The organism is Archangium violaceum Cb vi76, assembly GCF_000733295.1.
GTDB lineage: Bacteria > Myxococcota > Myxococcia > Myxococcales > Myxococcaceae > Archangium > Archangium violaceum.
This window is the reverse complement of sequence record NZ_JPMI01000079.1, coordinates 148917-169539: the sequence shown is the minus strand read 5'-3', so window position 1 is coordinate 169539 and position 20623 is coordinate 148917. Positions and strand designations below refer to the sequence as shown.

Genomic DNA, 20623 nt, shown 5'->3' with positions numbered 1-20623 from the left:
GGNGGTATCGGGTGGACTTGGGTTGGAACCCGTGCCCCCAGTCCGGTTCACGGGTTGAAGAACAGGGACAGGCACCCTCACCCCGACCCTCTCCCGAGGGGAGAGGGGATGTTGGGCAAGGAGTGCTGACGGCGGCCTTCTGCTGACGACGGCCTTCTGCTGACGGCGGCCTTCCGCTGACGGAGGCTTTCCGCTGTTACCAGACCACCCGGTTCCGGCCCGTCTTCTTCGCCTTGTACAGGTTGGCGTCCGCCACCTTGATGAACTGCAGCGGCTCCACCATGTCCGGCGTCATGTCCGCCACCCCCAGCGACAGGGTGACCGGAATCTCCTGGTTCTCGAAGACGAACTGCTTCTTCTCGATCGTCTGACGGATCTTCTCCGCGAAGATGCGCGCCTTCTCCAGCCCGTCCTCGGGCACCACCAGCGCGAACTCCTCGCCGCCGTAGCGCGCGAAGCACTGCTCCTTGCGCACCATCCGCTTGATGGTCTGCGACAGCTCGCGCAGCACGTAGTCACCCGCCAGGTGCCCGTGCACGTCGTTGATCTTCTTGAAGAAGTCGATGTCGAACATCATCAGCGTCAGGGGGCGCCCGTACCGGTGGCACCTCCCCATCTCCCTCTCCAGGTACTCGAGGAAGTAACGCTTGTTGTTCACCCCGGTGAGCCCATCCACGATCGTCAGCGTGTAGATGGTCTCGTGGTACTGCAACTCCACGTTGTCACCGGTGAGGAACTTGAAGATGGAGCCTCCCACCTTGATGAGATCGCCGCTGCGCAGCACCGTCTCCTGCGTCACCTCTTGATCGTTCAGGTAGGTGCCGTTGGTGGAGCCCAGGTCCTTCACGAGCATCCGCCCCTGCTTGCGGATGATCATGGCGTGCCTGCGCGACACGTTGTCGAGGTCCACCACGATGTGGTTGCCCTCTTCCCGCCCGATGGTGAACTCGGTTTCCTGGAGCGCGTACTTCTTGCCGAGCTCCGGCCCGTGGATCTGAACGATGCAGCATTCAGCCTCGACGGGGGTCGCCAGTTCCTTGATCGAGGAGATCTTGGTTACTCGGGTTTCGTCGCCAGCCATCGATTAGAAGACATAGCACGGCTGGGCGGGTGGAAGCCACGAGGGCCATGCCTGCCCCCCGGTTTGGATACTCAACGGTGCCCCTCCGGCGGCCTTGAAGGGCCCCAAACCCCGGGTAACGTGCCCGGTCATATGGCCAAACTGCTGGCAATGATCCTCGCAGGGGGCGCCGGAACCCGGCTGGAACCCCTCACTCGTGAACGCGCCAAGCCCGCGGTGCCCTTCGGCGGGCGCTACCGCATCATCGACTTCGTGCTGTCCAACTTCGCCAACTCCGGCATCTACCGGATGAAGGTGCTCACCCAGTACAAGAGCGACTCGCTCAACAAGCACCTGTCCCGGGCCTGGAGGATGTCGGCCTTCCTCGGACACTACGTGGAAACCGTACCGGCCCAGATGCGGACCGGCATGGACTGGTACAAGGGCAGCGTCGACGCCATCTACCAGAACCTCAACATCATCACCGACGAGGAGCCGGACTACATCTTCGTCTTCGGCGCCGACCACGTCTACCGGATGGATTGCCAGCAGATGCTGGACTTCCACACCTCCCGGAAGGCCGCCTGCACGGTGGCCGCCATCCCCGTCCCCATCGAGGAGGGCAAGGAGTTCGGCATCATCGACGTGGACGCGGACGGGAGGATGAAGGACTTCGTGGAGAAGCCCAAGAACCCCCCACCCATGCCCGGCAACCCCAAGTACTGCCTGGCCTCCATGGGCAACTACCTCTTCTCCACCGAGCAGCTGGTGAAGGAGGTGGTGCGCGACGCCGCCGACGAGGGCAGCGCCCATGACTTCGGCAAGTCCATCATCAGCGAGCTGTACAAGCGCGAGCCGGTCTACGTGTACGACTTCGCCCAGAACGTCATCGCCGGCCAGGAGGAGAAGGAGCGCGGCTACTGGCGGGATGTGGGGAACATCGACACCTACTACCAGTCCAACATGGACCTGGTGGAGGTGAACCCCGTCTTCAACCTCTACAACGACCGCTGGCCCATCTACACCCAGCCCAACAACTTCCCCCCGGCCAAGTTCGTCTTCGCCGACCGGGAGAACCACCGCGTGGGTCACTCCACCGACTCGCTCGTGAGCGAGGGGTGCATCATCTCCGGCGGCCACGTGAACCGCTCGGTGCTCTCGCCCAAGGTGCGCGTCAACTCGTTCTCCGAGGTCCAGGACTCCATCCTCTTCGAGAACGTCACCATCGGCCGGCGCTGCCGCATCCGCCGCGCCATCATCGACAAGAACGTGGAAATCCCCCCGGGGATGACCATCGGCTACGACCTGGACGAGGACCGTCGCCGCTTCCACGTCACCTCCGGCGGCGTGGTGGTCATCCCCAAGGGCATGAAGGTGGCCTGAGCCTCCGCCCGGCCCCCTCTGGAAGGCCGCCTCAGCGGAAGGCGGCCTTCACCTCCTGCCGGGTCAGCACCACCAGGGACCAGATGCCCACCGGCAGGCCGATGACGCAGCAGCAGCAGGAGAAGCACGGCACCATCGCGATGATGGAGGCGGCGATCGCCACGCCGTACATCCTGAACTTCGTCATCTGCAGGCCGCCAAAGGCGATGAGCGCCCCCAGCCCCACCCCCACCAGGCTGTAGAGGATGCCGATGACGCTCGGGCCCTCGGACTGGAGGGACAGCACCTGCTCGGCGAGTTCCCGGTACTGCTGCAGGTTCGGGTCGTTGTAGAACTCAGGCGGCAGCCCCTCCTGGCCCGCCCCGGCTCCGACGACCGACGACAGCAGGTTGAACACCCAGAAGAGGACGGTCAGGGCCCCCGTCCCCATCAACAGGTAGGCCGGAAGGGTCACGGCGTCCCGCAGCGCCTTGTCGGGCCCAGGCCCCGGCATTCCCGCCGGGTTGTCCGGAAAGTGGTCCATGTGTGTGTTTCCCCTCCCCCTCTCGGGGGTCATGTTTCCGTGGGCCGGGCGGCCCACACGCCCGCCGATTCCACCCGGTGGCGGGGGGGGAGCGCCAGGGAATTGACGCTCCCCCTGCGAGAAGCCCAGGGAATTCTCAGGCCTTGAAAGTCATCAGCGGAGCCATCCGCGCCACCTCCCGGACGAGGCCCGCCTCCACCTGCGAGGCCACCACCGGGCCAATGGGCTTGTAGGCCGCCGGCGCCTCCTCGATGCGGCGCTCGGCCCGGAGGGTGATGCAGTCCACCCCCGTGAGGCCCAGCGCCTCCTCCCGCCGGTCCGCCCCGCCCCGTGCCATGGAGAAGCGCGAGCGCGCCCGCCCCGCTCCATGCGACGCCGACGCCAGCGCCTCCGCGTTGCCCTGCCCCACCATCAGGTAGGACGCCGCCCCCATGGAGCCGGGGATGATGACCGGCTGCTCCGCCTCCGCCGGGCACGCCCCCTTGCGCGCCAGCCACCCGCCCTCCCACGGCAGGGTGATGTTGTGCGGCACGTCGTAGACGAGCGGCGCCTCCACGTCCCCGAACAGCTCCCGCAGCGTCTGCCTCAGCAGCTCCGCCAGCAGCAGCCGGTTGAGGAAGGCGTAGTTGGCCGCCGTGGCCTCGGCCCGCAGGTACTCGCGCACCTGCGCCGGCTCCACCAGCGGCAGAATCCCGCTCTCCGGCAGGGGGGCCCCCACCGGCCACGCCGCCCGCGTCCGCTCCCGCCACGTGTTCCCCACGTGCCTGCCCATGTCCCGCGAGCCCGAGTGGATCATGAACGCGAGCTGTCCCTCGCGCACGCCCCACTCCCACGCCCGCGCCCGGTCCATCACCGCCTCCACCCGCTGCACCTCCACGAAGTGGTTGCCCCCACCAATGGTGGCCAGGCCCGGGTCGCGCACCACACCCTCCCGGCGCAGCCCCGTGGGCGCCCACGCCGGGTCTCCCTCCAGCGCCCCGCCCAGGTACACCCGCGCCGACTCCCGGTCGAGCTGCCCCAGGTCCGCCCGGGCCACCACGCCCAGCGGCGCCTCCATCGTCTCCAGCAGCCAGCCCGGCAGGCCATCGCGCAGCAGCGCCTCCACCGCGCGCGAGCCCAGCGCCACGTCCCGCGTGCCGAAGAAGTAGTGGCCCTTCATCCGCTCGACGAAGGTGTCCCGGCGGGCGAGGAAGGTCTCCACGGGCAGGTCCGCGACATGCAGGCGCATGCCGCAGTTGATGTCGGTGCCCACCGCGCCGGGCACCACCAGGCCCTCCGTGTGCACCACCGAGCCGATGGCCACGCCGGAGTCACCCGGGTGGAAGTCCGGCGTGGCGCGCACGCGCTTCACCCGGCCACCGCCCGGGTGCTTCAACGCCGCGAGCGCGGCCAGTTGCTGGAAGGCCTTGCCCTCCACGGGCAGTTCGGGTGGGAGGAGCACCTCGGCGGGCGGCGCGTGGGAATCGCCCTGGAGGCGCACGGAGTAGACACGACCGTCGTACGTCACATCGAGCCCCTCACGGGCGAGTGCCCGCAGGAGCCGGTTCAATTTCGGCTGCATGACCTTCTCGGAATCTGGCCCGCGCCCGGAAGGGCACGGGGGACCTGTGCGAATGGATTCGAGACCTCGGGTCAGCAGCCGCGGTCGTGCACGCCGGAGCGTCCACCGTCCCCAGCGACGCCACGGTCCGCGCACGCCTGACACGAGCCGTGGCCGCCGGGCCGGACAGGCAGGGGAGGAGCCGACTTTGTAAAGTACTCAGGGTGTTGCAGATTTGATGCGAGCGGAGGAGCCCATGGCGACGGTCGACGGGCATGGATGCGACGCGAGGCTGGAGGCATCCGTGCGCTCCTTCCCCGAGTTGCTCCTCCAGGTAGGCGAGAGCCTCCATGCCACGTTGGTGGTCGATGCCCAGGGCCAGATTGGCCGCATCGACAGCAGGCTGGCCGTTGCCGCCGGGTGGGGAGATGGCGTGCCACCCGAGGGACGGCCCCTGGAAGAGGTACTCCAGCTCTTCCCGTGGCTCGTGGACGCCCTGCATAAGGCCCTCTCCGGCACGGAGGCGGTCAGCGAGGGCGGCGAGCGGGAGCGGTGGATGCGCGCCCTGGTGCTCCCCGTCTTCGGAAACGAGGGCCAGTGCCTGGGAGCATGCGCCCGCCTGAGCGAACGAGCACCCATGAAGCCCGGGCCAGCGCACCAGGCGCTCCTGGAGCAGGAGCTCACCCGGACCCAGCGGCAGTACGAGGATCTGATCAACACCATCGACGGCATCGTCTGGGAAGCGGATGTGAACTTCCGCTTCACCTTCGTCAACAAGCAATCGGAACGGCTGCTCGGCCATCCCCCCCGCCAATGGATCCAGGACCCGGACTTCTGGAAGAAGCACGTCCATCCCGAGGACCGCGAGTGGGCCCAGGCCTACTGCATGAAGGCGAGCCGGGAGCACAGGCCCTACGAGTTCGAGTACCGCATGCTGGCCGCGGATGGACGTGTCGTGTGGCTGCGGTCCATCGTCACCGTGCTCTCCGAGGAAGAGCGGCCCCTGAAGCTGCGCGGCATCATGGTGGATGTCACCGAGCAGCGCCTGGCCCGGGAGAAGCTGGAGCAGACGGCCTCGGTGCTGCGCGCCACGTTCGATTCCATCGCCGATGGCGTCGTCGTGGTGGACAGGAACATGCGCATCACCGCCTTCAACAAGCGCTTCCAGCAGCTCTGGCAGCTCCCCGATGAGGTTCTGGAGGCTGGAACGAATACCGAAAAACCCCTCGCGGCCGCGCTCCACCTGGTCAAGGACCCGGAGCGCTTCGCCGCGCGGATCCGCGAGGTGTACGCGATCCCCGACCTGGAGGACGCCGACACCGTCGAGCTCGCCAACGGGAGAACCCTCGAGCGCACCACACGGCCCCAATGGATGGGCAACACCATCATCGGCCGCGTCTGGAGCTACCGCGACGTGACGGAGGAGCGCCGGGCCCAGGAGAAGCTGGAGCAGACGGTGTCGCTGCTGCGCGCCACGTTCGACTCCATCGCCGATGGCGTCATCGTGGTGGGCAGCGACCGGAGGATCACCACCTTCAACCAGCGCTTCCAACGGCTCTGGCGGTTCTCCGATACCGTGCGGCTGGAGAACCTGGATGCCCTGGAAGCGGTCACCGCCGCGGCCCCCCTGGTCCAGGAGCCGGAGCGGTTCATCTCGCAGCTCCGGGAGGAGTTCGTGCTCTCCGACAGGGAGTCCGTGGACACCGTCGAGCTCCGCGACGGGCGCATCCTCGAGCGCACCACGATGCCCCAACGGATGGGCGGCACCATCATCGGCCGCATCTGGAGCTACCGGGACGTCACGGAGGAGCGCCTCGCCAAAGCGGAGCAGGAGCGGCTGTTCGTGGCCGAGAGACGCGTACGCGCGCAGCTGGAGGAGTCACTCGCCGTGCTCGACACCTTCCTGAACAACGCGCCCATCGGACTGGCCTTCCTCGACCGGAACCTGCGCTTCATCCAGCTCAACGACGCCCTGGCCACGCTCCACGGCAACACCCGGGAGCAGGATCTGGGCCAGGCGCTGCGCGACCTCGCGCCCCATATCGCGGCCCATGTCGATCCCCTCATGCGCCAGGTCCTGGCCACCGGCAAGCCCCTCATCGGGCTCGGCATGACACTCGAGGTCCCGGCCACCCCGGGCCAGTTGCGTCACTGGCGCGTCAGCTACTACCCCGTCCGCACGACGAGCGGGAGGCTCGTGGGCGTGGGTGCCGTGGTCGTCGAGGTCACGGCGGAGCACCGCGCCCAGTTGGAGCGGGAGCGGCTGCTCCACGAGGCCCAGGAGGCCATTCGGACCCGGGATGACTTCCTCTGCGTCGCCTCGCACGAGCTGAAGACGCCCCTCACCCCCCTCCGGCTCCACCTGCAACGTCTCCAGAAGAAGCGCGCCTCCGGACAACCCCTCCCGCCCGACTTCGCGGACAAGGCGCTCGTCCAGGTGGAGCGGCTCTCCGGGTTGATCTCCGACATGCTGGACGCCTCGCAACTCGAGGCGGGGAGGCTGGAGCTGGAGCGCGAGCCCCTGCCGCTCCAGGAGGTCATCCACGAAGCCCTGGAGGCCTTCCGCCCCGCCAGTCTCCAGCACCCGCTGGAGTACGAGGAGCAGTGCACGGAGGCGCTCGTCATCCAGGGGGACCGGGAGCGGCTGGTGCAGGTGCTGAGCCACCTGCTGGAGAACGCGCGCAAGTACAGCCCCCTGAAGGGACCGATTCGCGTCACGCTCACCCGGAACGGAGCGGAGGCCGTCGTCTCCGTCTCGGACCACGGAATCGGCATCCCGGCGGACCAGCAGGCGCACCTCTTCGAGCGTTTCTTCCGGGCCCGCAACGCCCCCATCTCGGGCTTTGGCGGGTTGGGACTCGGGCTCTACATCTGCCGGCACCTCGTCGAGCGCCACGGCGGCCGCATCTGGGCCGAGAGCCAGAACGGCCTGGGCACCACCTTCCGCTTCACCCTGCCCGTGGAGCCAGCCCCGCCCCTCCGCGGCCACGCCTGACAGGGCGCTCAGCGAGGAAGCCCCAGGTGATTGGGGCTCCACCGGTGTTGAATGCCATGTCCAGCCGCCTCCCGCGCTACGCTTACGAAGAAGAAAAAGGAGAGCCATGGCCCCCCCCCAGAGCAGTGAGGAGCATCCGGAGCCGGCCCCTGTGGCGGATCCCTCCCCGCTGATCTGGCTGGGGGGAGGCCTCCCACCGCGATTCCGCTGGGTGAGTCCCTCCCTCGTCCAGGCCCTCGGTCACCCCCTGGAGGCGTGGAAGTCGCGGGGCTTCGTCTCCCAGCTCGTGCACCCGGAGGAGCTCGACGGACTGCTGGAGGCCTGGGGAGCGGTGGCCAGGACGGGAGAGCCCCGGACCCTCGAGCTCCGGGCACGCTCGGCCGAGGGAAGGCCCGTCCGCCTGGCCGTGGAGCTAAGCGCCGTCGAGCCCTCACCGGATGGGACCGGAGAGCTCATCGGCACCGTCCGGGTCCTCACTCCCCCGCCCCCGCCCGAGGGGGTGAAGCACACCGCCCCGAGCATCGACGAGATGCTCCAGGAGATCACCCGCACCCAGCGCATGCACGAGGAGCTCATCGACGCCATCGACGGCATCGTCTGGGAGACGGACGCGAACTTCCGCTTCACCTTCGTCAGCAAGCAGGCCGAGCGCATCCTGGGTTACCCCATCCACCAATGGCTGGAGGAGCCGGGCTTCTGGCTGAAGCACCTCCACCCCGACGACAGGGACTGGGCCTCCGCCTATTGCATGAAGTCCGCCAAGGAGTGCAGGGCCCACGAGTTCGAGTACCGGATGGTGGCGGCCAACGGCACCAGCGTGTGGCTGAGGGACATCGTCACCGTCGTCTCCGAGAACGGCGTCCCCCGCCAGCTCCGGGGCATCATGGTGGACGTCACCGCGCAGCGCCGGGCCCGGGAGGACCTGGAGCAGACCGTCTCGCTGCTGCGCGCCACCCTGGACTCGACGGCGGATGGCATCATCGTCCTCACCCAGGACTGGCGCGTCACCGCCGTCAACGGGAGGTTCCAGAAGCTGTGGAACATCCCCGACGCCATGCTGGAAGGCCGCGATGGCCAGGTGCTGAGCGAGCACATGCGCGCCCAGCTGGAGAACGCGGAGCAGGTCCACTCGCGCACCCAGCAACTGCTGGCGAGTCCCGATCAAGAGGGGGTCGACGTCCTGGTGCTCCGGGACGGACGTGTCATCGAGCGCTACTCACGCCCCCAGCGGTTGGGAGACACCGTCGTCGGCCGCGTCTGGACGTACCGGGACGTGACGGTGGAGCGCCGCGCCCAGGCGGAGAGCGAGCGGTTGCTGCGCGAGGCCCGCGAGGCCATCCGCGTGAGGGATGACTTCCTGTCCATCGCCTCCCACGAGCTGAAGACGCCACTCACCCCCCTCAAGCTGCACCTGCAGGTGCTGAAACACCGGATGGCCTCCGGACAGCCCGTCCCGGCCCAGCACGTGGACAAGGCGCTCACCCAGGTGGCGCGGCTCTCCGGACTCATCAACGATCTGCTGGACACCTCGCGCATCCAGGCCGGACGGCTGGAGCTGCGGCACGAGCCCGTGTCCCTCCGGGAGCTCACCCACGAGGTGCTGGCGGACCTGCGCGCGGTCAGCCCCCACCGCTCGCTGGAGTACGAGGAGCCCGCCGAGCCGCTCCTCATCCAGGGCGATCGCGGCCGGCTCGCGCAGGTGCTGGTGAACCTGCTGGAGAACGCCCTCAAGTACAGCCCCACGGGCGGCACCATCCGCGTGCGCGTGGAGCGGAACGGGGCCCAGGCCCTCGTCTCGGTGTCGGACTCGGGCATCGGCATCCCCCCGGATCAGAAGGATCACCTCTTCGAGCGCTTCTTCCGGGCGCGCAACGCCCCCATCTCGGGCTTCGGAGGACTGGGGCTCGGCCTCTACATCTGCCGCGACATCGTCGAGCGCCACGGCGGCCGCATCTGGGTGGAGAGCGAGGTGGGCCACGGCTCCACGTTCCACTTCACCCTCCCGGTGCTGGAGGACGAGGCGTCCGCTACACCGCCGGAGACAGCCCTCCATCCACGTTGAGGGCCGTGCCCGTCACGTACCCGGCCCTCGGCAGCCGCCCGTCACCAGCACCACCTTCCCACCGAGCTCCAGGTCCATGGCGTCCTTCCCGGCTCAGGCCGGCTGCTTCACCACCTGGGGCCGCTTCTCGAAGGCCGCCAGCGTCCGGGCGATCTCCTCGTTCACCAGGCGCAGCAGATCCTGCTTCTCGCGGAACGGCAGGAAGGCGCTCTTGAAACCGGACACGAGGATGGTGGTCAGGTCCTCCAGCGACAGCCCCAGCTCCTTGTGCGCCACCCACAGCTCCTTCGTCACCGTGGTGTCGGTGATGAGGCGGTTGTCGGTGTTGATCGTCACGCGCAGGCCGTAGTCGAAGTAGAACTTGAGCGGGTGCGCATCCAGGCTCGGCACCGCCCCCGTCTGCACGTTGGAGGTGGGGCACACCTCCAGGGGGATGCGGTGATCGTTCACGTAGTTGAGCAGATCCCCATCCTCGCGCAGCCGCGTGCCGTGGCCGATGCGGTGCGCGCCCAGGTAGTGGATGGCCTGGGAGATGGACTCGGGCCCGAAGGCCTCGCCCGCGTGCGCCGTGCAGTTGACGTTGTTCTTGAGGATGAGCTGGAAGGCGTCCTTGTGGTCCTTGGCCGGGAAGTTCGCCTCGGCGCCCGCCAGGTCGAAGCCGATGACCCCCCGGTTCTTGTAGGCCACCGACAGCTCCGCCAGCCGCATGGACGTCTGCGGGTTGATGTGGCGGATGCCGCAGATGATGACGCCGTATTTGATGCCCGTCTCGCGCTTGGCCACCCGCAGGCCCTCGAGCACCGAGTCGATGACCGTGGTCATCTTCAGGCCCTTCTGCAGGTGCAGGGCGGGCGAGTAGCGCACCTCGAGGTAGCGCACGTTCTCGGCCGCCGCGTCCACCGCCAGCTCATAGGCCGAGCGGTAGAGGGCCTCGGCCGTCTGCAGCACCGAGAGCGTCACGTCGAAGGCCACCAGGTAGTCCTCGAGGTTCTTGCACACCTCGCCCATGTGGATGGCCCTGGCCAGGCCGTCCTCGGTGTCCGCGGGCAGCTTCACCTTCTGCTGGTCGGCCAGCTCGAGGATCGTCTTGAGCCGCATGGAGCCATCGAGGTGGCAGTGCAGGTCCGTCTTGGGGAGCGCCTGGAGCAGCTCCAGGGTGACGGGAATGGCCGGGGGCGGGGCCCAGTCGGCCCGGCGGGCGGATGAGGGGATACCAGTCGAGCTGGGGAGCTCGTCGTCGCGAATCGAAGCCATGTCGGGTTCCTTCCTTGCCAACCATCCTAGGGTCCTGAAGATCCTCCCTCAACCATGCCGCCACTCCGACCTCAGCGCCTCGTCTTACTGCTCGCCATGGCGGCGCTGATGGCCGCCTGCCGGAAACCCACCGACCCGCTCTTCACCTTCTCCTCTGACGCGCCGTCCCGTGCGGGGCTGGTGGCCCTGGAGGACGGCGTCCTGGTGGGCAACGAGGCCGGACGGTTCCTGAGGCTGGACCGCCAAGGAGTGGCCCTCTGGCGCGTGGAGCTGGGCCGGGAGGTCGCCGCGCGCCCGGCGGTCTCGGGGGAGACTGTCATCGTGGGAACGGTTGGCGGGACTCTCGTCAGCCTCGCGCTCTCCGATGGCTCGGAGCGCTGGCGCCTCACCGGGCAGCCACCCGTGCTCACCCCGCTCGTCTCGGAGGCGGGCTCCGTCTACGTCGTGGCCCCGGATGGGGCGGTGAGAGCGCTCGCCGTGGGCTCGGGCGAGGTGCGCTGGCGCCGGCCCCTCCCGTCGGGTGTCCCCCGTCCGGATGGCACCCGGCCCCAGCCCGCGCCGGTGCTCGCCGGGGGGCTGCTGGTGGTGGCGCTCGGGGACGCGGGGCTGTTCGCGCTGTCGCCCCAGGACGGCACCGTGCGCTGGCGGCAGCCGCTGGCGCGGGTGCTCGGGATGGAGGCACAAGGGGAGGTGCTGTACGTCTCCACCCAGAAGGGCGAGGTGCTCGCGCTCGGGCTGGCCAACGGGCAGGTGCGCTGGCGGCGGACGCCCGCCTCCGCGCTCTCGAGCCCCCCGGCATGGGCCCAGGGAATGGTCTGGGTGGGCACGGAGGACAAGTTGCTGCTGGCCCTGTCGCCCCAGGACGGGAGGGAAGCCATCCGGTTGGCCCTGCCCGCGCCGCTCGTGACGCAGATCGTCGAGTTCCGCGAGTGGGTGCTGGTGCCCACCCGTGACAGCCAGGGCTGGTTGCTCGCGCTCAAGCCACGCGAAGGGCCTCCCGTGTTCACCCTGCGGTTGGATACGCCGCTGCTCACCCGGCCCGTGGTGCTCGGGGATCAGCTTTTCGTGCTGGGACAGGATGGACGGGTGCTCTCGTGGCGGCTCCAGCCGCCGAAGTCGTGAGCCCGGGTGCCCTGGAGCGGTTTTCTTCACGTCGGCCCGAGGTGGACCTCAGGTGTAGATATCTACACTTGAGGTGTTACTTTTACCTACACCAAGTGTAGATATCTACACCTGGGCCACGATAGAGCCCGGGTTTTGAACTGCGAGGTCCTGCGTGCACACCCGTGCTGTTGGCCTGAACGTATTGGCGCTAGCCGTGCTCATGACGCAATGCGCGTGCGTCACTCCCGCGTCCCGCGTCACACCGGGCTCCTACGGCTACAGCAACGCGCCCGTGGGCATCGACTCCCCTTCGGCCACCTGTCGCAACAGCCTCTCCGCCTGCATCGCGCTTTACGGCAAGGAGATGGCGTCCACCACGGCTGTGCTGAAGGTGGTGTTCGACAAGGCAGCAAAGCAATCCATCGAGGAGGAACTCGAGAAATGCGCTGACCTGGCTCGCACCGAAGTCCTCCTGAGGTATCCGAAGCAATTCAAAGGCCCTGTTCCTGACGCTGAGGAGTGCAAGCAGGAAACGAAGTCCCAGGGCAGGCGAGTCACCTGGGCCATGCGCCTCGGTATCGAGATGCATGAGGCCGCCCGGAAATGCGCCGAGGAGGGGTTGGGCAAGGTGCATCCAGGCGGGTTCAGCTTGGAACAGCGCTACCGCATCATCGACCTGGAGACGGGAGAGAAAGAGTTGGTCAACGCTGAAGAGGAGCGGGCACTCGAGGAGTCCGGAAATGGCGGAGAGTTGAAGGGGACCCTGAAGCCTGACGTCGTCATTCATGAGGGAGATCCGCTCGACGCGCGGGCCGCTTACGACTTCAAATTCCCCTGCGGGGAGAACGGCAATCCGCCGGACTGGGGGCGGTATCCCAAGGGGCATCCACTTGCGAAGTACACCCAGAAGACCGCTTACGAACGGTACATAGCGCCATGGGTTGCGCGCATCATTCCCTGGATCGGAGTGCTCGAATGAGTACGCACTACCCGAGAATCCGCATCCATTCCAAGAGTGGACACCTCCTGGTCAGAGAGGGGCTGAACCTGACCTTCTATATCCGCCGCTCCCACAAAGACATTTCACGAGAGATTACCTGCGCACTCGAGACCTGGCTGCGTGCGGTTGGTCCAGACGCACCAGGGCTGTACGCCGACGAAGAAGGTCACTGGCAAGTGCTCGACGAGGCCGGTTGGGCGGTCATCCGCCAGGAGTTGAACGACCCCCAGTCCGCCTATGTTGCCCTGACCAATGCAGCGAGCAACGAGCAACGCTATCGGTTCTTTTATCAGGGCAGGGAATTGGACAGACCTTTCCTCAAGAGGGAGCCGGGCGCGGTCTCCGCGCTCTCCTTCTGGCTACCTACCGAGTACCTCGAGGAACATGGCCCGGAACGGGTACGCGCTCTCGCCGTGGAGCTGGCCTCGCCTCTGCCCTTCTGCACCGGCAATGCCGGTCTTTCCTTCAACTACGACTCAAACCCGGCACATATGTCGGGCGACACGCCCAAGCTCCGCTTCCGCTACCCGGGCATGGATGTTCCCGACACGAGTTGGGTCTCGTTACACATCGGCACTCAGGTACGAGGCCCTTCATGGCTGACCTTCCTCGGGCAGCCCGTGCTGGGAGAGTTGGGCGGCGCGTCCGGGCTGCGCGCCCGGTTGCGACATCCGGAAACCACCGTCCAGGAGATGGAAGGAGAGAGGGCCGTTGTCTCCCTGGGTCCCTGGCCCGAGGCGGGCGACACCGAGCAGGGAAATGTCCTGCCCGCCTACCGCGAACTGGCGCACGTGCTGGAACCCTGGCTCTACCATGAGCCGAAGATCCACACCGTGCAGAGTATGGAAGACACGCGCCGCTGGGAGCGACGGTTCCTTGATTGAAGTGGACTTTGCAATCTCCAATGAATGAACACTTCCCGAGGATACGCATCCATGCCAGGGATGGACATTTGTTGATCAGGGATGGACTGACGCTGACATTCTTCATGCGCCATTCCCATGCGGCCATCTCGCAAGCCGTCCATCAATCGTTGGAGACATACCTGCGCGCGATTGGTCCAGATGCACTCAGCGTGCAGGCGGATGACGAGGGCCTCTGGCAGCCCCTCGATGCCGCGGGATGGGACGTCATCCATCGCACCATGCAAAGCCCGCAGATGGCCATGATCGAGCTGTCGGGTGCGTCGAACGATCAGCAGAGCTACCGCTTCAGCTACCAGGGCAGGATTCTGGAAGGAGCTCTTCTCAAGAGACATCCAGGTGCCGTCTCGGCGGTCTCCTTCTGGCTCCCCACCGAATACTTCGAGGAACATGGCCCGGGGCGGGTACACGAGCTCGCCATGGAACTGGCCACGCCCCTGCCCTTCTGCACTGGCAATGCCGGTCTCTCCTTCAACTGCGATACCAGCCTCGCGGGAGCGCGGAGTGAAATCCACAAGCTGCGCTTCCGCTACCCAGGCATGGATGTTCCCAACATCGATTGGGACACGTTTCACATCGGAACCCAGGTGCGGGGCCCCTCCTGGCTGACCTTCCTCGGACAGCCCGTGCTCGGAGAGTTGGGTGGCGTGTCCGGGCTGCGCGCTCTATTGAGACATCCAGAAACCACCGTCCAGGAGATGGCAGGAGAAAGGGCCGTTGTTTCCCTGGGCCCCTGGCCCGAAGCGGGCGACACCGAACAGGGCAACATCCTGCCCGCCTACCGGGAACTGGCGCACGTGCTGGAACCCTGGCTCTACCATGAGCCGAAGATCCACACCGTGCAGAGCATGGAGGACACGCGCCGCTGGGAGCGGCGGTTCCTCGACTAGGGAGGCTGACGCGGCAGCCGCACCGTGAAGGTGGTGCCCTCGGCCGCGCTGGACCGCACGTCGATGGTGCCGCCGTGGGCCCGGACGATGCTGTCCACGATGTAGAGACCCAGGCCGATGCTGCGGCCCGCCCGGTCCACGTCGGCGCCTCCCCGCTGCATGGGCTCGAAGAGACGCTGGCGCAGCTCCGGCGGGATGGGCGTCCCCTCGTTGTGGACTTCCAGCGTGACCCATTCGCCCTCGCCTCGCGTCACCACCGAAACCTGGGTCCCCGCGGGGCTGTACTTCGCCGCGTTGGACGTCAGGTTGGTGAGCACCTGGGCCAGGCGATCCGGGTCCCAGTCGCCTCGCGCATCCCCTTCCTGGCGCACCTGGAAGTCCCGCTCGGGATGGCTCATCCGTACCTCGTCCATCACCTGGAGCGTGAGGGCATGCAGGTCGAACGTGGAGGGCACGATGCGGATACCGCCCCCGAGCCGTGCCTGGGTGAAGTCCAGCAGATCCCTCACCATGCGGACGCCACGCTCGGCCGAGCCCTGGATGCGGGAGACCGCGACCCTCAGGCGATCCCCCAGCTCCTCCTGCCGCAGGATGAGTTGCGCGCCAAGGAGGATGGCGGAGATGGGGTTGCGCAAGTCATGGGAGACAATTCCGATGAGCTGCTGCTCGAACTCCGTCCGCCGCCGAAGCTCGGCCTCGTCGCGCTTGCGCTGCGTCACGTCCAGGAAGATGCCGACCGCCGCCACCCGCCGCCCCCGCTCATCGTTCACCGGGCTGGAGGAGACGCTGAGCGTGATGCGGCTGCCGTCCCCGCGCACGACCTCCGCCTCCTCGCCCACCACCACCTCGCCCGAGCGGAGGCTTCGGGCCAGGGGTTGCTCGTCCGGACCAGAGGGACTGCCGTCCAGATGGAAGACCTGGTAGGCCGCGCTGGCCTCGCTCATGTTTCGCGCGCTCCGGAAGGGGAAGCGCAGGATCTCCTCCACCCGCGCGTTGGCCAGCACCAGCTTCCCGGAGGGCTCCACCACGATGACGCCCGAGGGCATCTGCTGGAGCACGGCATCGAAGAGGGCCCGCTGGGCCTGGACCTCGTGCGTCAGCCGCGCGCGCTCCGCTTCGGCCATCTTCTGCTCGGTGATGTCGGTGTTGATGGCGACGGCCGCCACCACCTCGCCATCGACGCGCACGGGGGCGCACGAGGAGCGGACGATCCGGTCCTGTCCCGTGAGCAGGTGGCGCACCACCACCTCCTGCACGTCCGCCCTGCCCTGGAGGGCGTGGGTGAAGGCCTGGTCCTCGGCCGGAATGATCTCTCCGGTGTCGGCGCGCCGGGTGCGGATCTCACTCGCCAGCGTGGCGATGTTCCGGTTGAGCTCCTCCAGGCGGGAGTAACCCAACTGGGAGAGCGCCGGCTGATTGGCGCGCGTGATGCCGCCGGCGTAACCCACGTACAGGGCTTCCGCCATGCTCTGGAAGATGGCCTCCAGCTCGGCGGTGTGCCGGTTCGCCAGGTCCAACAGCCGCTCACGCTCCCGCATGAGGCCCTCGACCTCGGCCCGCGCCTGCCGCTCGCGCGCCAGAAGGGCGTCCCGCGCCCGCTCCGCTTCACGGCGGCCACGCTCGAGCGAGGCCCTCTCCATGGCGTTTTGCGCCGCCCGGTAGAGGCTCGCCGGGGTGATGTCCGACTTGACCAGGTAGTCCGCGGCGCCCGCCTTCATCGCCGCCACCGCCACCTGCTCGCTGCCGCGCCCCGTCACCATCACCACCGGAGGAGCCTCCTCACCGAGCTCCACCCGCAGCCGCCGCAACAGGCTCACGCCATCCATCTGCGGCAGCTCGTAGTCCAGCACGAGGCAGTCCACGCGGTGTGAATGACAGAGCGCCAGCCCCTCCTCCGCGTCCTCCGCCTCGAGGAAGATGTAGGTGCAGTCCTTGTCCTCGCAGAGGAACGCCGCCCAGGTACTCCTGTCCTCGGGGCTGTCGTCCACCAACAGGAGCGTACGGGTGGGCGCCGTCATCGCGGTCCGTTACCCCGGCAGCAGGAAACGGGCGATGACCCGCTTGAGGCCCACCGTCCCACCGAAGTCCACCGTCACCTTCGCGTTGGGCCCATTGCCGTCCGCCGAGATGATCTTCCCCATGCCGAACTGCTCGTGGCGCACCCGCATCCCTCGCACGTCCCCGCCCACGCCGTCCATGTCCGACGCCTGGGAATAGGTGCGGTCGATGCGCGGACCGTCGTCCTCGTCCGCCCAGTTCCGCCTGCGCGTCATCATCGGCGAGGACTTCGGCGCGGGCGTCTCCAACTCCTGCTCCGCGAAGCCGAAGAGCGACTGCGGCACCTCCCGCAGGAAGCGCGAGGGCGGGTTGTAGCGCAGCTCGCCGAACAGCGACCGGCACTGCGCCAGGCTCACGAACAGCCGCTTCCGCGCGCGCGTGAAGCCCACGTAGCAGAGCCGCCGCTCCTCGGCCATCTCCTCCCCGTCCGGGTCATCCGCCACCAGCGCTCGCGAGTGCGGAAAGACTCCGTCCTCCATCCCCGTGATGAACACCGCGTCGAACTCGAGCCCCTTCGCCGCGTGCAGCGTCATCAGCGCCACCCGGCCCTCGCCCACGTCCGCGTCCGCCTCGCCCACCAGGCTGATCTGCTCCAGGAACGCGTTCAGCGCCGGCACGTCCGCCGTCAGCGGCGAGGAGTCCAATCCCTCCTCCTCCGGTTCCGCTGGCTCCGCGTCCTCGGCCTCCACCGCCGTGGCCGCCGCCACCGCCGCCGCCGCACGGTTCAGGTCGAACTCCTGCGCCGCGCCCAGGAACTCGCGCAGGTTCTCCGCACGCGTCAGCGACTCGTCACTGCCCTCCGTGACGAGCGACTCCACCAGCCGCGTCTCCTTCAACATCTCGTCCACCGCGCTCGCCGCGTCCTTCGCCTCCTGCGCGCACGCATGCAGCGAGGACACCACCGCGTGGAACCCCGTCAGCCTCCGCACCGCCGCCGAGTTGAGCCCCGGAATCCGCTCGGGGGCCGCCGTGGCCTCGTACAGGCTCACCCCCGCCTGGTTCGCCCAGTCCACCAGCCGCTCCACCGTCGTGTCGCCAATGCCTCGCGCCGGCGTGTTGATGATGCGCAGCAGGTCCGCGTCCGAGCGCGGATTCACCATCAGCCTCAAGTAGGCCGCCGCGTCCCGCACCTCGGCCCGGTCGTAGAAGCTCCGCCCGCTCACCAGGGTGTACGGCACCCGTGCCAGCCGCAGCGCCTCCTCCACCACGCGGCTCTGCGCGTTGGTGCGGTAGAACACCGCCATCCCCGAGTACTTGATGAACCCCTCGCGCTGCAGCTCGTGGATGCGGCGCGCCACGTCCTGGGCCTCGGCGCGCTCGTCCCGGTTCATCATCAGCACCAGGTTCTCGCCCTTGGGCCGATCGCTCCACAGCTTCTTCGGCATGCGCCGCGTGTTGCGCGCGATGACCGCGTGCGCCGCGTCCAGGATGTTCTGGTCCGAGCGGTAGTTCTGCTCCAGCTTCACCACCCGCGCCCCCGCGTACGCCTCCGGGAAGCCGATGATGTTGTCCACGCTCGCCCCGCGCCAGCGGTAGATGGACTGGTCGTCATCGCCCACCACCACCAGGTTCGGACGCCGCTCCGGGGGCGCCAGCAGCCGCAGCAGCTCGGCCTGCACCGGGTTGGTGTCCTGGAACTCGTCCACCAGGATGTGCTGGAAACGCCGCCGGTACTGATCCGCCACGTCCGGGCGCTTGCGGAAGAGCGCCACCAGCAGCAGCAGCAGATCTCCGAAGTCCACCGCGTTCGCCGCGCGCAGCAGCCGCTGGTAGACGGGGTAGGTGTTCTTCACCACCCGCCCACGCAGATCCTCCATCTCCACCTCTCCCATGTCCTCCGGGAGGCGGCCCGCGTTCTTCTCCTGATCGATGCGGCTGAGGATCTCCCGCGGCTGCATGATGGGGTCCACGCGGGCCTCGCGAATGGCGCGCTTGACGAGCTGGAGCTGGTCACCGTCGTCGTAGATGACGAACGAGGGCGTGAGGCCCCCCACCACCGACTCCAGCGACTTGTCCGCCGCCACCAGGGGATCCCTCAGGACCCGGCGGAGGATCATGGACGCCGAGGAGTGGAAGGTGCTCACCACCAGGTCGTTCGCCCTGCCCCCGAGCAGGTGGACGAGCCGCTCCCGCATCTCGCGGGCGGCCTTGTTGGTGAAGGTGACGGCCAGGATGCGCCAGGGGTAGACGTCGCGCACCTCGACCAGGTGGGCCACCCGGCGGGTGATGACGCGCGTCTTGCCGCTGCCCGCGCCCGACAGGACGAGGAGCGGGCCCTCCCCATGCAGGACGGCTTCCTTCTGGGGATCGTTCAGGTCTTTGAGGAGTTCGTCGGCGTTCAAGGCAAGGTGCTTTTCTAGAGGCAAACCTTGCTTCTAACGAGTTTCCGTCCGTCTGGAAGGACGTTCCACGCAGGGGCTCGCCCGCCTGTCCTCCGAGGGAGTCTTCCGGAGGGGCCTCAGCACCCGCAGTCGCAGTTCTCCACCACGGCGCCGGACAGCTCGGAGCCGTCCTCGTGGAGCAGCCGGACCGCCCGCCTGGGCCAGGACTCCTGAACCAGCAGCTCCACCTCCCCGTCGCCCTCCAGGTCCAGCACCCCCACCACGTCCTCCCCCACCAGCGCCTTCGCCGTCAGCGTCCGCTCCGCACCGCCCGGCCCCAGCACCACCGCCCGCGTCACCTGCTGGTTGTAGTCGCCGCCGCACATCGAGTTGCCCTCCCCCGTGCGGAAGCGCGCCACCGTGAAGACGGCGTGCGTGGCCCCGGAGGCGTAGCGGAAGGCTCTCACCTCCTCGCTCAGCCGCTCCTGCACCTGCTCCGCCTGGATGGAGCCCTCGGAGCGCAGCGTGGCGAAGCGCTCGGAGCGCCGGAGCGCCCGCACCTCGGCCGCCAGCACCTCCTCGGGGGGCCCCTCACCGGAGGCGAAGAACACCGGCGCCTTCGTGCCCGCGGGCAGGGCGAACGCCACCGCGTCCGGCGCCACCGCGCAGTCCAGCTCGGCGAAGGCCCAGGGCCGTCCACAGCCCGGTGCCTCGGGAGGCGGCTCCTGCTGGAAATAGCCGAAGTGCGGCACGCCCCGGTTGATCCACGCGAAGCCCTTCACCGCGCACCCCGCCTGGAGCAGCCCGGCCACGCCGTAGAGGTCCACCGTCTCCCCCTTCACGAAGAGGCCCATGGGGTCCGCGTCGATCGGCGCCATCCACACGCTCCGGCGCACGTCCACCGGCTCGAGCGCGACGCTCGTCCTCGCCTCGCCCAGCAACATGAAGGTGCGCCCGAGGTGGGACTCCACGAAGCGAGGCACCGTCCGCCGGTTCAGCGCCTCGGCCCGGGCGGCGTGGGCCTCGGCATCGGCCCGGCAGGTGGCGTCCTTGCGCTCCCGCTCGGGCTCCAGCGGCCCGGCGTTCTTCACGTAGGCCTCCACTCCCGCCCGGGAGAGTTGCTCGCGGAAGCCCTCCGCTTCCGCCCGGGTCTCGAACACCTTCGCCACCACCACCTCCAGGCACGGGCGCAGGTCCTTGAAGGCATTGGTGGACAGCCGCACGGGCTCCACGGGCAGCCCCGTCGCCTTCAGCGCCCCCAGCACCCCACTCCCCTCCCCGGGCGTGGACGAGGAGTGCACGATGACCAGCCACTCCTTCGCGTAGCGTGCTTCCAGCGGCGGAGGAGCCACACCCGGAGTGGAGGCCTCCGGCACCCCGGCGTCCGGAGCCGCCAGGGCCTGGAGGGACTCGGGCTCGGACGTCGCACAGCCCCGCAGCTCCGTGCATCCCGAGACGGCCAGCAGGACAAGGGCGAACAGACGCGGCAGGCGAGGCATGGACGACGTTC

The 20623-nt window shown here is 68.2% G+C and carries 14 protein-coding genes; 7 read left to right on the top strand and 7 right to left on the bottom strand.

Annotated features, from left to right (window positions below; translation table 11 throughout):
- Window positions 1-196 precede the first annotated feature (196 nt).
- Entirely contained in the window at window positions 197-1081 is an 885-nt protein-coding gene (locus Q664_RS13305; protein WP_043394243.1) for a GGDEF domain-containing protein, read from the bottom strand.
- A gap of 132 nt (window positions 1082-1213) precedes the next feature.
- Here Q664_RS13305 and glgC point away from each other — a divergent pair, with 132 nt between their 5' ends.
- Window positions 1214-2443: a glucose-1-phosphate adenylyltransferase gene (glgC, locus tag Q664_RS13300; RefSeq protein ID WP_043394241.1), complete on the top strand. Its 1230-nt coding sequence runs from the start codon at window positions 1214-1216 to the stop codon at window positions 2441-2443.
- A 31-nt stretch (window positions 2444-2474) separates the two neighbouring features.
- Here glgC and Q664_RS13295 read toward each other — a convergent pair whose 3' ends face one another.
- Both Q664_RS13295 and Q664_RS13290 read right to left on the bottom strand, forming a co-directional pair.
- Window positions 2475-2966 (bottom strand): hypothetical protein, encoded by a 492-nt coding sequence (locus Q664_RS13295; protein WP_052518043.1) that lies wholly within the window; start codon window positions 2964-2966, stop codon window positions 2475-2477.
- A gap of 136 nt (window positions 2967-3102) precedes the next feature.
- Entirely contained in the window at window positions 3103-4527 is a 1425-nt protein-coding gene (locus Q664_RS13290; protein WP_043394240.1) for an RtcB family protein, read from the bottom strand.
- 235 nt (window positions 4528-4762) lie between these two features.
- Here Q664_RS13290 and Q664_RS52010 point away from each other — a divergent pair, with 235 nt between their 5' ends.
- Complete coding sequence (locus Q664_RS52010; protein WP_235216680.1) at window positions 4763-7501, top strand: PAS domain-containing sensor histidine kinase; 2739 nt, start codon at window positions 4763-4765, stop codon at window positions 7499-7501.
- A 211-nt stretch (window positions 7502-7712) separates the two neighbouring features.
- On the top strand, window positions 7713-9563 hold the full coding sequence (locus Q664_RS13280; RefSeq protein ID WP_326938693.1) for a PAS domain-containing sensor histidine kinase: 1851 nt from the start codon (window positions 7713-7715) through the stop codon (window positions 9561-9563).
- Between the two features lie 93 nt (window positions 9564-9656).
- On the opposite strand, the gene add is transcribed toward Q664_RS13280, so the two are convergent.
- Complete coding sequence (add, locus tag Q664_RS13275; protein WP_043394238.1) at window positions 9657-10817, bottom strand: adenosine deaminase; 1161 nt, start codon at window positions 10815-10817, stop codon at window positions 9657-9659.
- A gap of 96 nt (window positions 10818-10913) precedes the next feature.
- On the opposite strand from add, the gene Q664_RS13270 reads away from it, so the two are divergent.
- From Q664_RS13270 to Q664_RS13255, 4 genes are all read left to right on the top strand, one after another.
- Entirely contained in the window at window positions 10914-11939 is a 1026-nt protein-coding gene (locus Q664_RS13270; RefSeq protein WP_235216679.1) for an outer membrane protein assembly factor BamB family protein, read from the top strand.
- A 154-nt stretch (window positions 11940-12093) separates the two neighbouring features.
- On the top strand, window positions 12094-12900 hold the full coding sequence (locus Q664_RS13265; protein ID WP_152622073.1) for a hypothetical protein: 807 nt from the start codon (window positions 12094-12096) through the stop codon (window positions 12898-12900).
- Window positions 12897-13805, top strand: coding sequence for a DUF3396 domain-containing protein (locus tag Q664_RS13260; RefSeq protein WP_052518040.1), 909 nt, complete (start codon window positions 12897-12899; stop codon window positions 13803-13805). The genes Q664_RS13265 and Q664_RS13260 overlap by 4 nt, the downstream gene beginning before the upstream one ends.
- A gap of 104 nt (window positions 13806-13909) precedes the next feature.
- The gene (locus Q664_RS13255; protein ID WP_043394305.1) at window positions 13910-14734 is read left to right on the top strand and encodes a DUF3396 domain-containing protein; all 825 of its coding nucleotides are present in this window, start codon (window positions 13910-13912) and stop codon (window positions 14732-14734) included.
- Here the strand turns inward: Q664_RS13255 and Q664_RS52005 are convergent.
- The 3 genes from Q664_RS52005 to Q664_RS13240 all read right to left on the bottom strand — a co-directional run bounded on the left by Q664_RS52005 (window position 14731) and on the right by Q664_RS13240 (window position 20612).
- Entirely contained in the window at window positions 14731-16752 is a 2022-nt protein-coding gene (locus Q664_RS52005) for a hybrid sensor histidine kinase/response regulator (protein ID WP_052518038.1), read from the bottom strand. The genes Q664_RS13255 and Q664_RS52005 overlap by 4 nt on opposite strands.
- A gap of 9 nt (window positions 16753-16761) precedes the next feature.
- Complete coding sequence (locus tag Q664_RS13245) at window positions 16762-19134, bottom strand: ATP-dependent helicase (RefSeq protein ID WP_043394235.1); 2373 nt, start codon at window positions 19132-19134, stop codon at window positions 16762-16764.
- A gap of 116 nt (window positions 19135-19250) precedes the next feature.
- Window positions 19251-20612, bottom strand: coding sequence for a hypothetical protein (locus Q664_RS13240; protein ID WP_043394232.1), 1362 nt, complete (start codon window positions 20610-20612; stop codon window positions 19251-19253).
- Window positions 20613-20623: the final 11 nt, after the last annotated feature.

Bases quoted from the DNA above. Each gene is read 5' to 3' on its own strand.
- Q664_RS13305 (WP_043394243.1), bottom strand. From the start codon at position 1,081: ATGGCTGGCGACGAAACCCGAGTAACCAAGATCTCCTCGATCAAGGAA.
- glgC (WP_043394241.1), top strand. From the start codon at position 1,214: ATGGCCAAACTGCTGGCAATGATCCTCGCAGGGGGCGCCGGAACCCGG.
- Q664_RS13295 (WP_052518043.1), bottom strand. From the start codon at position 2,966: ATGGACCACTTTCCGGACAACCCGGCGGGAATGCCGGGGCCTGGGCCC.
- Q664_RS13290 (WP_043394240.1), bottom strand. From the start codon at position 4,527: ATGCAGCCGAAATTGAACCGGCTCCTGCGGGCACTCGCCCGTGAGGGG.
- Q664_RS52010 (WP_235216680.1), top strand. From the start codon at position 4,763: ATGGCGACGGTCGACGGGCATGGATGCGACGCGAGGCTGGAGGCATCC.
- add (WP_043394238.1), bottom strand. From the start codon at position 10,817: ATGGCTTCGATTCGCGACGACGAGCTCCCCAGCTCGACTGGTATCCCC.
- Q664_RS13270 (WP_235216679.1), top strand. From the start codon at position 10,914: ATGGCGGCGCTGATGGCCGCCTGCCGGAAACCCACCGACCCGCTCTTC.
- Q664_RS13260 (WP_052518040.1), top strand. From the start codon at position 12,897: ATGAGTACGCACTACCCGAGAATCCGCATCCATTCCAAGAGTGGACAC.
- Q664_RS13255 (WP_043394305.1), top strand. From the start codon at position 13,910: ATGCGCCATTCCCATGCGGCCATCTCGCAAGCCGTCCATCAATCGTTG.
- Q664_RS52005 (WP_052518038.1), bottom strand. From the start codon at position 16,752: ATGACGGCGCCCACCCGTACGCTCCTGTTGGTGGACGACAGCCCCGAG.
- Q664_RS13240 (WP_043394232.1), bottom strand. From the start codon at position 20,612: ATGCCTCGCCTGCCGCGTCTGTTCGCCCTTGTCCTGCTGGCCGTCTCG.